The sequence below is a fragment of the Pseudoalteromonas luteoviolacea DSM 6061 genome (genome assembly GCF_001625655.1).
GTDB lineage: Bacteria > Pseudomonadota > Gammaproteobacteria > Enterobacterales > Alteromonadaceae > Pseudoalteromonas > Pseudoalteromonas luteoviolacea.
This window is the reverse complement of sequence record NZ_AUYB01000091.1, coordinates 1-14,817: the sequence shown is the minus strand read 5'-3', so window position 1 is coordinate 14,817 and position 14,817 is coordinate 1. Positions and strand designations below refer to the sequence as shown.

At 41.2% G+C, this 14,817-nt stretch carries 13 protein-coding genes; 6 read left to right on the top strand and 7 right to left on the bottom strand.

Annotation, left to right across the window (positions count from 1 at the left end):
- Positions 1-6: 6 nt before the first annotated feature.
- The 4 genes from N475_RS05915 to N475_RS05900 form a co-directional block, all read right to left on the bottom strand.
- A complete protein-coding gene (locus N475_RS05915) occupies positions 7-1,230 on the bottom strand; it encodes an aspartate aminotransferase family protein (RefSeq protein ID WP_162269585.1) in 1,224 nt (407 codons plus the stop codon).
- Position 1,231: 1 nt separating this feature from the next.
- Positions 1,232-2,245: an SDR family oxidoreductase gene (locus tag N475_RS05910; RefSeq protein ID WP_063356094.1), complete on the bottom strand. Its 1,014-nt coding sequence runs from the start codon at positions 2,243-2,245 to the stop codon at positions 1,232-1,234.
- Between the two features lie 335 nt (positions 2,246-2,580).
- On the bottom strand, positions 2,581-4,467 hold the full coding sequence (locus tag N475_RS05905) for a M6 family metalloprotease domain-containing protein (protein ID WP_063356093.1): 1,887 nt from the start codon (positions 4,465-4,467) through the stop codon (positions 2,581-2,583).
- A gap of 74 nt (positions 4,468-4,541) precedes the next feature.
- Entirely contained in the window at positions 4,542-5,588 is a 1,047-nt protein-coding gene (locus tag N475_RS05900) for a tetratricopeptide repeat protein (protein WP_063356092.1), read from the bottom strand.
- A 684-nt stretch (positions 5,589-6,272) separates the two neighbouring features.
- Here N475_RS05900 and nudB point away from each other — a divergent pair.
- Positions 6,273-6,710 (top strand): dihydroneopterin triphosphate diphosphatase, encoded by a 438-nt coding sequence (gene nudB / locus N475_RS05895; RefSeq protein ID WP_063356091.1) that lies wholly within the window; start codon positions 6,273-6,275, stop codon positions 6,708-6,710.
- Between the two features lie 39 nt (positions 6,711-6,749).
- On the opposite strand, the gene N475_RS05890 is transcribed toward nudB, so the two are convergent.
- Positions 6,750-7,370 carry a class I SAM-dependent methyltransferase gene (locus N475_RS05890; protein WP_063356090.1) on the bottom strand — a complete coding sequence of 207 codons (621 nt, stop codon included), beginning with the start codon at positions 7,368-7,370 and terminating at the stop codon, positions 6,750-6,752.
- An 8-nt stretch (positions 7,371-7,378) separates the two neighbouring features.
- The gene (locus N475_RS25365) at positions 7,379-7,540 is read right to left on the bottom strand and encodes a hypothetical protein (protein WP_155730851.1); all 162 of its coding nucleotides are present in this window, start codon (positions 7,538-7,540) and stop codon (positions 7,379-7,381) included.
- 402 nt (positions 7,541-7,942) lie between these two features.
- On the opposite strand from N475_RS25365, the gene N475_RS05885 reads away from it, so the two are divergent.
- Both N475_RS05885 and N475_RS05880 read left to right on the top strand, forming a co-directional pair.
- The gene (locus N475_RS05885; RefSeq protein WP_063356089.1) at positions 7,943-8,317 is read left to right on the top strand and encodes a hypothetical protein; all 375 of its coding nucleotides are present in this window, start codon (positions 7,943-7,945) and stop codon (positions 8,315-8,317) included.
- Between the two features lie 7 nt (positions 8,318-8,324).
- Positions 8,325-8,870, top strand: a complete 546-nt coding sequence (locus N475_RS05880) for a Mic19 family protein (RefSeq protein ID WP_063364841.1) — start codon at positions 8,325-8,327, stop codon at positions 8,868-8,870.
- 88 nt (positions 8,871-8,958) lie between these two features.
- Here the strand turns inward: N475_RS05880 and N475_RS05875 are convergent, their stop codons facing one another.
- Positions 8,959-10,065 carry an SGNH/GDSL hydrolase family protein gene (locus N475_RS05875; RefSeq protein WP_063364840.1) on the bottom strand — a complete coding sequence of 369 codons (1,107 nt, stop codon included), beginning with the start codon at positions 10,063-10,065 and terminating at the stop codon, positions 8,959-8,961.
- Between the two features lie 232 nt (positions 10,066-10,297).
- Between N475_RS05875 and N475_RS05870 the strand changes: the two genes are divergently transcribed.
- The 3 genes from N475_RS05870 to N475_RS05860 all read left to right on the top strand — a co-directional run bounded on the left by N475_RS05870 (position 10,298) and on the right by N475_RS05860 (position 14,525).
- Positions 10,298-10,993 (top strand): response regulator transcription factor, encoded by a 696-nt coding sequence (locus tag N475_RS05870; protein ID WP_063364839.1) that lies wholly within the window; start codon positions 10,298-10,300, stop codon positions 10,991-10,993.
- Positions 10,980-12,317, top strand: coding sequence for a HAMP domain-containing sensor histidine kinase (locus N475_RS05865; RefSeq protein WP_063356085.1), 1,338 nt, complete (start codon positions 10,980-10,982; stop codon positions 12,315-12,317). Before N475_RS05870 ends, N475_RS05865 begins: the two co-directional genes overlap by 14 nt.
- A 192-nt stretch (positions 12,318-12,509) precedes the next feature.
- On the top strand, positions 12,510-14,525 hold the full coding sequence (locus N475_RS05860) for a TonB-dependent receptor domain-containing protein (protein WP_063364838.1): 2,016 nt from the start codon (positions 12,510-12,512) through the stop codon (positions 14,523-14,525).
- Positions 14,526-14,817: the final 292 nt, after the last annotated feature.

The window sequence follows — 14,817 nt, the reverse complement described above, 5'->3', positions numbered from 1 at the left end:
ATTTCCTTAAATCTTTTCTAGGGCGCAGGCAAACGCGTCGTATAAATGGGCTAAATGCTTTTCCGATAAGTAAGCACTAGGCGTAAGTCGCACGGTAGAAGCGTTGCTTAATGAATGACTCGTCAATACTCGTTGATTAAGTAGAGACAAGGTGAGCTGTCCTGCCCGAGCAGGGGTCTGCACATCAATGCCAATCAACAACCCTTGTGCACGTATTGAAATGTGCGCTTGATGTGTTTGATTATATTTGTCGATGATTTGCGATAGCGTTGACACAATTTGCTCACTGAGCATCTGCACTCTCGCGGCAACCTCATCTTGAATAAGCACATCAATGGTTGCTTCAGCAGCGGCCAAAGCCACAGGAGAACCTCCAAAGGTACTCGAATGGAGCATAAAATCTTGATTAAGTGGTGCAAAAGCAGCTTCTGTAGCAACAACGGCTGCACAAGGCACCACGCCACCACTGAGCCCCTTGCCCACTAACATCACGTCTGGCGTGATGCCAAATTTGTCTATAGCCCACATGGAACCCGTTCTGGCTAATCCAGATTGAATTTCATCGCAAATAAATAGCCCTTGTGATTGGCTGCAAAGAGCTTTTGCTTTATGCAAAAATTCATAACTCAATGTATAAACGCCACCCTCTCCCTGGACGGGCTCAGCAATGAATGCAACTTTACCTTCACAACACTCAAAGGCAGCTTGCAGAGCATCAAGATTGTCTCGTTCAACAAACTCCACATTGTTAAACAGTGGCATAAAAGGTGCTCTAAACTCATCTCTATGAGTTACAGAAAGCGCCCCCAAAGACTTACCATGATAGCTTCCTGTGACGGCAATAATGTGGTCACACCCATTGGCACGCGCTAACTTTAAAGCAAGCTCTGTTGATTCGGCGCCTGAGTTAGTAAAAAAGACATACTCTAGCGAGTCAGGACAGATATCAACGAGCTTTTTACTGACCCTAGCAAGTACGGGATTTACCAAGGTGCGAGAACTCATTGGCATACAGTCGACTTGCGCCTTTACGGCAGATATAACCTGAGGATGACAGTGCCCCAGAATAAAGACACCAAACCCACCAAAATCAACGTAAACCTGACCTTTCTCATCGGTAATTTCAGCCCCTTGGGCAGCATGCTCAATCGGTAAGTTCATAAGGCTCGACAGTCGCGCTTTCGATCGGTTGCTATGTGCTTTAAGCATTTCTAATGTTTGCTCTCTCACGTCAGATAGCTCCATCAAGCGTGGCTATGAGAGGGTGTTGATGGTCGTATGCCGCCAAGTTTTTTGCCAGCGTGTGGCGAATATCATAGTCAAAACTTTCTCCAGCCACTTCAGATAATTGGCCAATATCAGATTGAAAGCCTTCAGACATATCTAGATATTTAAGGTAAATAGAAGTTTCTTCAAACATACGCTTAAAACGCTTGGGTAGTGCAGGCATAAATACCGGCTTAACTAACCTTTCGAAGGTGGTAGGGCTCATTAACTTAGGCGCTTTAAAGCTGACTTGATAAAGTGACTTTAATTCTTCATCTTCGCCCAGCGTTAATAGATCACCTAGTGTTTTAGCTAAATCACCTGCTGTTAACCAAAACTCACCACTGAGCTTTTTATCAACGACGGTCAAAATACACTTTGCGACGATATCACGTGGAATAACATCAACAAGCGTACTCGCGTCTCCGGGTACAATTGGTATTACTTCCTTCGTTGCCAGTTTCAGCATGTTGTGGATCCCTTGCTTTTTCGGCATCAGTCCGGAAACACTGTCACCGATAATCACAGATGGGCGGATCACCGTAATGTTATCTCCAAGGCAAGCCTCGGCTTCGCGCTTACTGTGTTCATAATTATTAAAATCATGGCCATTGCGCCCTTTCACAAATGCTGTGCTTATATGAATTAGCGGCACTTCAAGCTGTTCAGACAAGTCAATGGCATGTTTTAAGCCTGCCACATTGATCTCTGCCAACACTTGCGGATCAGCAGTAAAGTCAGTCAGTGCTGCGCTATGCACAATACACTCTATGTCATTTAACTCGCTAATTTGCGCCGGGTTTAATCCAAATTTTTCTTTACGAATATCGCCTTTAATTTGGCGACTTACTCCAACTGGTAACTCTTTGAAAGATCGTTGATTAACTAGAATAACAATCTCATCATTGGGTGATAAAAGCTCTATCATTGAGAGCCCCACGACACCAGTCGCGCCAGTCAATAAAAATCTACGAGACATAATTACTCCTTAATCATTTAACGTATAAGCGTGCTTTGAATACCAAAAGTACCTCATACAGGTAATAATGATAATGATTTTCAATTTCAGATCAAACAAATAATTCACTAAATTTTAACCTTTCACATTCGTTTAATACCAATGCGGGAAATTGCGTGTAAACTTTTGTCTAAACGTTTTACGTAGAAAAAGTGCAAACTTTATGTATTAGGGAGATAAATGAGATGGGAATTTTCAACAAATTAAGTGGCGTATTAGGGAGTAATGTACTACTCAAAGTGGACCGGATAATGGGTTATCAAGATCCACTATTTGATTGCGAGCTTTCTGTCTGGTTATTTGTTCACAACTAAGGTGTAATCGCCAGCACCTGAATATGAGTAAACAATAATGCGATAGTAACCACTTGTAGCATTATAAGAGATAGACTCTACAGAAGTAGGAGTCTCAGAAATAGCAACTTGCTGCCAAGCTCCACCCTGCCAACGCTCAAGCTTAAGATCAAAGTCAGCTGAGTTTGGACCCGTCAGATCTAGCTTTATCTGACCGCCACCGTATTGAAACCAACTGCCGTTTGGTTGGATCTGTTGTGCACCATTTGATAACGTGCCTTTATAAACGTCACCTTTAGGTGGCTCAATAACAGAAGAGTCAACCGTAAACGAAATGGTTTTTGCGGGATCTGAAATACCAGAAATCGACAAACCAGAATCGCTGCCATTCCACCACAAAGCATTGGTACCGCGCGATGTTAATGCATTTGGTAGAACACTATTGAACTCGCCATTGACGTTATACAGATCTGTGCTGTCACCACGATTGCGATCATATTCAGGGTCACGATTGCCATCCGCATGCTCCATTTGAATATATGGGTACCACTCGTTTGAGTTGTTACCACGGCTATCAACATGCCAAATGGCAAGGCCCTGACCTGGCTGCTCTAAGTTCTGCCCAGACTTATGTATGGCTTCAATGTAAAATGCCTCATTGCTGTTGCTTGGGTTTGTCCACTTGTAAGATGCATGGCTACCTGAAGTATGGCTCAGTCGTCCAGTTGGCGCATTTGCATTTACAGCTGGGTTTAGCTCTGTAACCGTATCCCAGCCAGCAATTGCTCTGAAGTGGGCAACGGGCGGTGTTGGACGAAACTTATTGGTGGTCCCAATTGCACCAAACCCCATAACACCGTAACTAGCAACAGATCCCTCAGAGCTGCCGTCATAGTCATATAGATCAGGCCAGTTTGTGATCAAATGTCCTGATTCATGCACGAATGTACCAATTGACAAACTCGCCCGCATATCGGTGATCTGGTATCTGTCAGTACACACTCCGTCAGCACAAAACCTCGGGCTCAATCTAGCCATATGAGGCCATAATCCCTTAGACCAAGCACTGTCAGAGTTACCCGCATAAAATATATTTAGGCCACGAATTTGACCGCTACCATTCGTAGTGAGTGTCGAGAAGTTAAAACCTTGCTGATATTCCAACCAGTCTAACGCTTCTTTTATTAGCTCTTGAGAGCGTACAGTAGAGCTAAGACTGGAGTCTGCGTAATACGCTTTGTTTTTCTTGGCAGTATAATAAGCAGTTACCGTGTTGGTATAATCCAACTTCTCACCTGACACTTCCAAAAAATAGCCTCTAACAGACTGCGCGTTACCAAATTCAGTATAGTTTCTCTCATTTAAGAAACGTTCTACTTGAGATTTAGTTATGGTACCACGTTCATCTGGGAAATCGATGATGATTGTCAGACCTTTAACTTGACCACTAATCTGCGTATTTACTGAACTTGTTTGCATACGAGTCATTAATGGACTCTCTAACGCAGGCATCAGTTCTTGCTGCTTTTGTTCAACAAGTGCGCCAATAGCCTCTTTGGAAAGGCCCTGTTGCTTGACCGTTTTTAGCTGAACCAAATTACCCTGCGTGGTATGAAGTTCTGATGCTAGTTCTCCCGTTGACACAAGGTGGGTACCATCATCACTTACTTTGGCATAAGCCATACCTTTTAGACTTTTATCAAATACCAATAAGGCGCCTGATTGTGTTCTCTGCTCTGCATAGTAAGTATTACCATTGAGGAAAACAGAGAGTACTTCGCCGTTGGGTTGGGTAAACTGGTACTCTTCGTTTTGATAGGGAATAGCTGCTTGCGAGAGCATTGGTAGGGTTAGCGAAGAAATCGCCAACATTGATTTTATTAACTTCATTATAGTTTCCTTTACAAGTTTTCCTGATACGGAAACTAAAGTATTGACCTTTTTTTAACCAAATTCAAATAAAATTAAAAATCAGAAAAGTACTTTTTAGCCACAGATGAATTAGAGCACCACTTTGTTAACTCCACTCTTTTTCCTGTAGGAGCTTTTATATCTCTGATATTTGGTGTCTTTTCAAGTTGATTCTGTAAAGCTTGATGCAGTAACTGGTTGTTTAGCAACTTTGCATAAAACTCGAGGGAAGGTCCCAGTTCACTCTTTAGCAATAATGGTATTGCATCAATTAACTGTGCTATTTCTTCCGATTTGAGCTCTTTACCTTTTTGAGTCACTTCAAAAAGGTGTTGTTGCCAAATAAAGAAGCTTTTGAATACCGATAGATTGCTTGCCTCAATTTCCATTTCGACAGAGCTTTTGTACCTTGTAAAGCTCTGCCAGTCTTGCAAAAATATTTGTGTGTTCAAAAGATTAAGCCCAGTACCGGCAGCATACCCCGACTGCCCGACTTCAGAATGAAACCGGAATGCACGCTTGTACATCAGCTGAGCATTACGATACTTTTCTTGATCAAAATATATGTTGCCTAGATTGTTTTTGATGTTTGCAATAATTTCTCGGTCTTCGGCAAGTAATAAAGACTCTTTCAAAATTTTACTGGCTTTGGCTAGTTGACCGCTGTACCGATAAACAACGGCCATGTTATTCGCAACTCTTGCAAACTCTTTGGGGTTGGCTGCATAAGAAATAGCACACTCATTTAAAGCTTCAGCATGGCTATAATCATGGATACGGCGATGATAAATGGCGACGGCTGTAACGATATCAAGCTCACCGCCCTCGGTAATGCTTTGCCATGGCTTAGAAGCAAGCACAGTCACGACACTACTCACAAGATCAGTATCTTGGACTCGCACCCCAGACTCTAAACCAATGCGATATAGCTCATACAAGCCTCTGCTTGGTTTTCTAGGAAGCCTACTCTCTATAGACCGAAATAAATCGGCGGCTTGTGGCGAGTTTTTGCTGTTTAAATCTTTAAGTTGGTTTAGTGTTTTAAACATTTCACTGGGCGTCAGTGCCACTGTGACCGATAACCAAATTGCTGCTAGCATATTATTAAAATCTACAGAACTCCCGTCTAAGCATGGTATACAAAGCTGTTTATTCCAAGAAAATCAGACATGATTTTTCGGCTTGATCAGGTTTGGAGACAATACGCTACTCTTCGACAGAAAAAGTAAAAACGCTTTATAACAAAACATTCTATTAACATTTATATTCCAACTCTGGAATATCCCCAAAACACCCCACCAAACAAAAAGCTTAATTTTCATGAAATTAAACTCAACCATCAATTAGACCCAATACAGAAACAATAATTAAACTTGAAAAATTATAGCTCTATCCTTTTGTATGATATGAATTTAAAATGCTTAATATGAAAAAAAACATAAATTGAAAACACCGGTATACATTTTATACATTTAAATTACATGTGAACTTTTTTACCCTAAATGTATTTACAAATAAAAAACATAAGTGTAGGATGAGGTCGTTCCTTTGGAGACAACACTTAAACTTAAGTGCCTCCTAGAACTCCCGAGAAGTAGAGCTTACTAATAAGGATGTTGGTTTATTGGGTATTTCCTTGGCACGAATTGTTGCTTTTGGAGATTCGGCAGGCGTTATGCCTGCCTTTTTTTTGCCTGCAATTTTTTACTTTCCAAATTAATCGAAAAACAACGCGTTAGCGTACCAATTTGATACACTGTGCTTGAATTTTAAAATAATCAGGAATGACTATGTTACGCCAACCGGCTTCTGTGCTTGTTGTTATATATAATGAAAATAAAGAGTTTTTGTTGTTACAAAGGAAAGATGACAGCGACTTTTGGCAATCAGTGACAGGGGGAATAGATCATGGAGAATTATCTTTAGACACAGCGTACAGGGAACTAAAAGAAGAAACAGGCATTGACGCCAAAGCGCTCAACTTGAAAATCAAGCAGCACAATACTCAAAATCAGTATGAGATCAGGCCACAATGGCGGCACAGGTATATTAAAGGTGCGCTTATCAATACTGAGTATGTGTTCAGCATATGTATACCCAATAACACACCAGTCACCTTGTGTGACGAGGAACATACTGACTTTATTTGGTTGAGCAAAGAGGATGCCGCTAAAAAAGTATGGTCACAGAGCAACAGGAAAGAGATTTTGGCTATAAGCTAAAGGCAAAACTGCCCTTAGCTTATTCGTAAAGATGTATTTCTAAATAGGCGTAAATAAAAGAGTTTGCCATTTCGTGTGTACTCTCCCTTGGGCGTCGTCCTCAAGGGCAGTTACTTTTTCGCAGACTAAATCAGCTTCTTTTGCACGTGCTGTAAACTCACCTGCGTCGACATTTGTTAACCCTCTTTTGCTTAGCTCTTCTTTGTCCACACAATGTCGTAACTTCACAATTAAAAGGCCTTTAGGTTTGAGTAAAGAGCGAATTGTCAGTAAAGCTTGAACACACGCATGAGTATCTAAATAGTTAAATACTGAACTTACAAGAATGACATCAAACTGCTCGCAGTGCTTTTTGACTTCATATAGACAGGGCAACTCATCTCTGTACCAATTGATAGGTAAATCTCGTGTATAAGCTTGGCCCAAACGGTTCAATGAACTCACTGGTTCTACCGCAACAACCTGCGCCTGCTCAACATTTTCGACGATGAACTTTGCGTCTCTTCCTGCGCCAGCTCCGATATCTAAAAAGCTCATGCCCTTTATCGTTAAGTAAGGCTCTAAATATGCTAACCAATTTGCGTGTAATGATTCAAAACAGTGCGACTGGTATATTTTTGCCAGTTTCAACGCATTATTCTCATAGTATTGCGCTGCCATAGTGCCAACTATTCCTTATTTTCAAATTGCTCACTGTATGCATCATAGGTAATTCGGATAACAGGAATATGACAATTTAATATCCCGTTATATTCAACTTTCGTCCACTGACGCTTATCTTTAGCTAAATAACTAAGGTCGCTTTGATAAAGAGAGTACCTAACATACACCAATTCGCCTTTTTACCTTAAGATAGATTAGGCTTCTTTAGAAAAATTTGCCGCTTTTAACACAAATCAGATGCCACTTTGCGCCATAATCTTATTGGTGTAAAGCAAGAGTGTCTCCTAACCTTTGCTAAAAAGGTCATGTCGTGACTCGCAGATTCCCAGCATATTAACCTTGCTTTTACCTCAAAAAGCTAGACTCAAGCTAAAAAACCATGGGCATAGAACATAAAACATGGCAATAAAAGCGTCACAAAATACAACCATGACTTCCAAATCGCCCGTGCAAAACATTACAAAATTAAATTTATAATTAATAAAATGATGCACACTTGTGAATAAAAGGTTTTTTAGGTACAGTCATTAGCGTCAAGTCGACATTATATTTTAAGGAAAAAGTAAATTATGAAATTGACATCTTTAGCGATCAAATTGTTTGCAAGTGCTGTTATTTGTGTTGCTTCAGTATCAGCACACGCTGGGTACAAGCAGTCAGGAAATGTTGAAGTATCAAATACTACAATTAAAGGTGCTTTGGGCACAGCCAGAAATTCAAGTGATAGCCGACAAATATTGTCAATCACAGATTATGGTAACTTTGTCAGTATTTTTGCTAAAAACTCATCTGGCGTAATCAAAACATGTAATACCACTGATCAAACCAGAAAAGAGCAACTTCGTGGCGCAACTTCAGATTCATATTTGATCATTAGTGTTTCAGGAAGCACTTGTTCAAGTGTCTATGTAGACAATTCATCAAAGTACGAAGCGAAGCGGTAATTTCTTTATGCAACGTTCATTAATAGGCTTATATTTGGGCGTTGGGTTTATAGCTGGACTACAGGTTTTGCACCTGTGGTCTGGTTGTAACAGTGTCAGCCCGAAACAAATCACAGTACATCAACCCCTGGCGGTGCCTGCGTCGAATCAATGGATGAATAGCAGTGAGTCAGATGCATCATCACAGCAGTTACTTCAAGCATATATTCAAGCCGAGATCGCCCAACAACTCGAAGCGCAGACGAAACAAATCACCCTTGCAATTAATCAGCTAAAACCTGCTCAAAACTCAGAGTACATTGAAGTCAGTGACTCTATTGAAGAAAACAATGAAGCAGTGATAAAACAACAAGAAATATATTCACTTTCAATGGGTGCGTTAGAATCTAGCATTGCTGTTGGTCATTTTGATGAGTCAAACGCATTAGAAATGATGTCTAATTTTAATCACCTTTCAGACTCGCAAAAACTCAACTTAATTACAGTATATTCCGATGCAATAAATGCTGGCCAAATACACTTTGATAAACCTTTACCTGACTTTATCAATTGAATTCAGCTCAGTATTTAACACTACATAATCACAGCTGGCCAAAACCACTATACGCTTTTAGAGGCGTTGGCCAGAATAATTTAAATTGTTAATTGAGTAGATCGTGCTGATTGATAAACTTGCTCAGCTTAGTCGCTATATCCATGTGCTCCGCACTCGTCGGGTGCCATATGCATCCTTCAAGTGGCGAGATAAATGTATGGGAATACAACGCATCAACCCCGACCTCTTCCAATCTGGATTTTGCTTCTAATGTAGCCGGAATAATAAAATCGTAAGGGTACGCAGGCCTTGGCATGTACACAATCGGCGCATTAGGATAGCGATAACGAAGTGCATTGGTGAATTCCACCATAGTATCTATCCAATGTGCTTTTACTTCTTGAATATTTTCCCAAGGTTCATGTGGCTGCGGATCCGTACTAAAGTCATTCGTGCCCACTTCTAAAATAATTAGATCTGGATGCGTGTCTTCATAACCCTGATGGTCTCCAAAAACCGCCGAAACTTTATCATAATATGTGCGCAAGTCATGGTGACTGTCATTGCCACTCCAATTGCGAATGAGCCCAAGCCCTGAGTATGATACTTGTGTAAAACTCGCATCTAATTGAGTGGCAGTCAGGTAAGGAAATGCCAGTCGCGCATTGCTACTGTTAACAATTTCAGTCCATGTACATTGGCGCTTAGTTGATTCACTGCCAAACCCTGCGCTGATAGAATCACCGATAAAAAGTATATGGGGCTGTTGTTGCCAAATTCCCTCGATGCGACCATCGGCACTAAAACTTAATACCTTACTGTTATTGCTGTAATTTTCCCAACGTTTGACGATTTCTATCTCAACTTGTTTGGACTCAATTTGCTCGAAAACCGTATGCTCTTCAAAATTACCATTTGGGTTAGTTAACAAGCGCTTGTGCAATTTACCATCCACAAGAACATCGAATTGATCACCATATCCTGCCATGGTCATCTTCAACGATTTACCAACTAATTTTGTTTTGAGTTGTGTACCAGGCCAGTTGAATTCTACCTGTCCTTTACCATAGTCTTTACTCACCCTACCTTCATAAACAATGGCATGATGCGTCGCTTGGTAGTTTTTACCCACAGCGAATGGAGAAACAAAGATACCACTCATACTCAATAAAAGTATCAGCGTAGATAACTTCAGTGAAAGTAACCTTAACATGTGTCATTCCTTAATGTTGTTGTATCAGAGACTGTATTTTCAAGCGCAAACAAGCACTAAATAGCAACCAATTAACTCACTGCTACAACACAATTCACAACCACAGCAGCCCTAAGGTTTGAAATAATTTCATACTACGAAAATCTACTTACTCCTTCACCATGTCACTATTGTAAAGACAAGAACAATGGCTATAAAATACAATCATTCTCATTTTAAAAGACCTTAGCTAGTGAACAACCGTATATTAGTCGTAGAAGATGACATTACTCTCAATCAGCAAGTGTGCGCGCTACTTAGCACTCTAGGCTATGAAGTAGACTGCATTCATGATGGAGAGCAAGGACTTAGCCAAGCATTAGCCATCGAATATGACTTGATAATCTTAGATATCAGGCTGCCAACCATGGAGGGGTATGAAATCCTAGCCCAGTTAAGGAAAGTAAAACAAACTCCTGTATTAATTCTTTCAGCTTGCGGTGCTGAACAAGAACGTATAAAGGGGCTGAGCTTAGGTGCAGATGATTATTTGTCAAAACCCTTTAACCTTGATGAGTTAGTACTACGAATTGAAGCTATTTTAAGGCGAGTACATGCATTACATACGCAAGCCAAAACCCCTTTTAAAATTACGCTCTCAGATCTTCACTTAGACAGGCAGCAACAACAGGCTTTTTTCAAATCTGAATTATTAGACATTACCGCGATTCAATTTAAATTACTTTGGCAATTAGCACAAAACCACAAGGAAACCCTCAGTAAAGCCTTTTTATATCAATGTGTTTTGGAGCGCCAATTTAGCCGCTACGACCGAAGTCTCGATATGCACCTGAGTCGCTTACGCAAAAAGCTAGTTGCAGTTGGGCTGAGTGCAGAATCAATCAGCACAGTTCATGGAAAAGGCTACAAACTGCATGTTCCATATTAACGCTTCCTATTTTTTGCGTCTGTGCGCGCTGGTCATTGTGGGTTCTATTATCCTTTTCGGTGTGATCGATTACCTAGTTAATCATGCTGAGTTTCGAATGAGCCAAATTAAGGCCGAAGATCAACAAAAGCTCCTCGAGATTGGCAAACAAGCCGAGCAGATATATTTAACAGGTGATATAGCAGCACTGGCTGAATTCGTTAAACAAGTCGAGAAAGAACATAATACTTGGGCTGCTATTGTACAACGGGATTTAAAACCACTTGCAGATACACAACTCAAACAATATTACCTAGATGAATTTAGCTTGGGGCGAGATGTAAGCTGGAAAATTCACCTGTATTTTCCTCGTAATCCAGTAATGGACATCCCTTTTGCGCAGGATGGGACGCATTTTATTATTCAGCTGCCAAATAGCATGCGACCAGGAAATTATTGGCAGGCCACATATGTACTTCTACAATTTGGGATCCCACTGTTTGTCTTAGCTGGTATCTGTTTGGTTCTATATCGCGCGATTATGCAACCACTAAAACAATTAGAACAAACGACACGTGCCTTTGCTGACGGTAATTTAGATAGCAGAATTGGCAATCGAATCTCCAGCAGGGATTCAGAATTTCAAAAAATCGCAGCAACATTTGACAAAATGGCCGATTGCACAGCAAACACCATTCGCTCTCAACGACAATTCATTGCTGATTTTTCCCATGAAATACGTACACCAATAGCACGTATTGAAACAGCAATAGATTGCCACAAATCTGGCCTTTCAGAGCCTGAAATGCTCGAACGTGTTGCAAAAAATACCGCCATAATGAGAGAGCTCGCGGAAAATACCCTGACCTTAACCTGGCTCGAAAACGAGAGGCTCTGTGCCAATGCAGACACGGATAATACGCCCTTCGACTTGGTCGATTTAATTGAGTGCATAGCCGATGAAGTCAAATTTGAGGCACCACACATCAAACTCAATTTACACCTGCCAGACTCTGAAGAAGTTTGCTCAGATGCCAGAGTACTGGGTCAAGTAATTGAAAATGTACTGCGAAACGCAAGCCGCTATGCAAATCATCAAATTACGGTTGAGTACCTCGATCATCAACTCAAAATATGGGACGATGGTCCTGGCGTCCCCGAGGGTGAGTTGGAGTGTATATTTCAACCATTTTATCGCAGTCATGGGTATTCTCATACTCAACCTGATAGCCACTCATTCGGCCTCGGGTTAGCGCTTTGCAAAAGGCAGATGGAGCGGATCCATGGCAGTATTTTTGCGCGTAATATACCCGACGAAGGGCTATGTATTTATATAAAGCTTTAATCACTGAAGTTGCATTTAACGATAGCTCGCACTAACTATCTCATGAGCCATTTTGTGAAATGCGACCCACCTTGCTCATTCAATTGTCACCGCAAATGTAACAGTTGTAAAAGTACTTTGGTTTCCATCAATTTCATGAATAATACGCATCGTATTGATAACTATTTTCATTCAAGATAAAGGAACACGCCAATGCAGTTTGGTTTCTCTCGCTCAGCATTAGCGCTTGCCATCGCATGCGCCACAGTAAGCTCACCAATCGTTCTTGCAGACGATCAACAGCAAAAAATCGAAGTCATAGAAGTACATGGTAAAGTTTCTGACGCCGACATGATCATCGACCAAACTGATCTTACCCAGCTTCAAGCCAACGACTTGGCGGATATTTTTAGATCTCTTCCACAAGTTTCGGTTGGTGGCTCAAACCCCATTGCACAAAAGATCTATGTGCGAGGCTTAGAAGATACCATGCTCAATGTCAGCATAGACGGCGCGCTTCAAGCAGGGTATTTATTCCACCACCAAGGGCGTTTATCTATCGAACCTGAGCTATTGAAACAAGTTGATGTTGTTGCGGGTGCAGGTGATGCGACCTCAGGCTCTGGCGCCTTGGGTGGTGCATTGAGATTTAAAACAAAGAGCGCTGATGACCTTCTTTCATCTGAGGAAAGATTTGGCGCGCTTTTCAAACTTGGTTATTACGGCAACAGCGATGGCTTCAAGGCGAGCTCAACGCTATATGGCAGAGCAACAGACGATATTGACGTACTATTGTCACTGATAAAACGTGATACCAAAGATATGGAAGACGGCCAAGGCAATGATATTCCCTACTCTGCATCCGAGCAGGAAGTGGGATTTGCCAAAATAAGTGGCGACCTATCTGGTACACAATCGTTTAGCTTTAGCCATGATGTACGTCATGACGATGGCACCCGTCTGTTACGTGCACACTGGCACCCAAGCAAGAAAAATTTTCCGCTGGCCCAAGAAAGCGAACGTACGACCAGCACGCTTAATTACTACTATAACCCGAAAGGCGATCTTATCGATCTTGAAGTCAGTGCCTATAGAACGCAAAACTCTATCACTCACACTCACCCTAAAGGTAAAGATAGAGCGGGGAATATCGCGCAAAACACTTATTTCGCCGAGTATGACTCTACAGGCTTTGACGCGAGAAATACCGCTGTTTTTGACAATCATAAAATCGTTGCGGGTGTAGACTATCGCAGTGATGAAGCAATGCTCGAAGATCAAGGCTTAGTTTATGAGTTATCTGGTGTAGAAGAAGGCGAAGTTTATGGTCTTTACATTCAAGACTACTTTCAGGTAACAAAGCAGTTCCAAATCAGTGCGGGTGTTCGATACGACAAATACGAACTTACCGATGATGATAAACAAAACTTTGATTCAAGTGGCTTCAGTCCAAATTTAAATCTGACATATGAAATTACGCCAGAGTTCTCTGTTAGCACAGGATACGCCAAAGCAATTCGCGGCCAAAAAGTAAAAGAGTTGTTTGTACTTGGCTATTATGACAACGATAAAAACATGCGCAAAGAAGTGGCCGAAAACGTCGAAATCGGATTTAAATATCTTGGAGATAACTTAGTAATCCAAGCAGATGTTTTCCAGTCAACAATCGACGATGCGGTGTCTACTGCGAAGAACTTGGAAACTCAGTCTCCTTACTTGTTCTCTAATGTTGGTGACTTAGAAAACAAAGGTTTTAATATTAATGGCCGTTATAGTTTTGAACGTGCGTCGGTATCTTTTGCTTTCAACAGCAGCAGGCCTGAATGGAAAACCCATATCAACCCAGCACTGGCCGGCACGCCAATTTCAGATCAGGATTGGTCAATTGGTACCTCAGTGGGTGATACATTAACTTTAGGCTTAGACTACTCACTTACGGATTCACTTGAAGTCGCTTGGCAAGCTCGCCTTGTTAAGAGGCTAAACAACTCAGGTACCTATGTGTGGGATAATACACAACTCCCCGAAAAAGCGGGCTACAGCGTACATGACTTGAAAGCCACATGGTATGTTACGGAGAATGAAAAAGTAAAACTTGACGTTGCAGTCAAAAATATCTTTGATAAGTTTTACTATGACCATGCCACTTATGCCGCACTTGGCCCAATCGATACTGGTGTAGCCGAACCAGGTAGAGACATCCGTGCGACCATTACTTGGCAGCTATAAACGGATTATTTGGGAGCCGTTCAATCGGCTCCCCAATTGGCTTTCCTCACACAACCCAATTTATATTAAAAATACCCAGCTCTTCTGGTCCCCGCTCAATAACTTTTTAAAATTAAGTTAGAATGCTCACAAAGACCCATTTATCTAAACTATATGAAGAGAAAAATAGACTACTCAGGTTATTCCCAAAGTGACTTAATGGAAGCTTGGCTTTCTGTTGACGACCACTGTAACTCCCCCAAAAAATGAAACAGTTCATAAGTAGAATTTTCTATTAACTAAAATAGGAAAA

Excerpts from the sequence above, each read along its gene's own strand:
- N475_RS05910 (WP_063356094.1), bottom strand. The coding sequence starts at position 2,245 with ATGTCTCGTAGATTTTTATTGACTGGCGCGACTGGTGTCGTGGGGCTC.
- N475_RS05905 (WP_063356093.1), bottom strand. The coding sequence starts at position 4,467 with ATGAAGTTAATAAAATCAATGTTGGCGATTTCTTCGCTAACCCTACCA.
- N475_RS05900 (WP_063356092.1), bottom strand. The coding sequence starts at position 5,588 with ATGCTAGCAGCAATTTGGTTATCGGTCACAGTGGCACTGACGCCCAGT.
- nudB (WP_063356091.1), top strand. The coding sequence starts at position 6,273 with ATGACTATGTTACGCCAACCGGCTTCTGTGCTTGTTGTTATATATAAT.
- N475_RS05890 (WP_063356090.1), bottom strand. The coding sequence starts at position 7,370 with ATGGCAGCGCAATACTATGAGAATAATGCGTTGAAACTGGCAAAAATA.
- N475_RS05885 (WP_063356089.1), top strand. The coding sequence starts at position 7,943 with ATGAAATTGACATCTTTAGCGATCAAATTGTTTGCAAGTGCTGTTATT.
- N475_RS05880 (WP_063364841.1), top strand. The coding sequence starts at position 8,325 with ATGCAACGTTCATTAATAGGCTTATATTTGGGCGTTGGGTTTATAGCT.
- N475_RS05875 (WP_063364840.1), bottom strand. The coding sequence starts at position 10,065 with ATGTTAAGGTTACTTTCACTGAAGTTATCTACGCTGATACTTTTATTG.
- N475_RS05865 (WP_063356085.1), top strand. The coding sequence starts at position 10,980 with ATGTTCCATATTAACGCTTCCTATTTTTTGCGTCTGTGCGCGCTGGTC.
- N475_RS05860 (WP_063364838.1), top strand. The coding sequence starts at position 12,510 with ATGCAGTTTGGTTTCTCTCGCTCAGCATTAGCGCTTGCCATCGCATGC.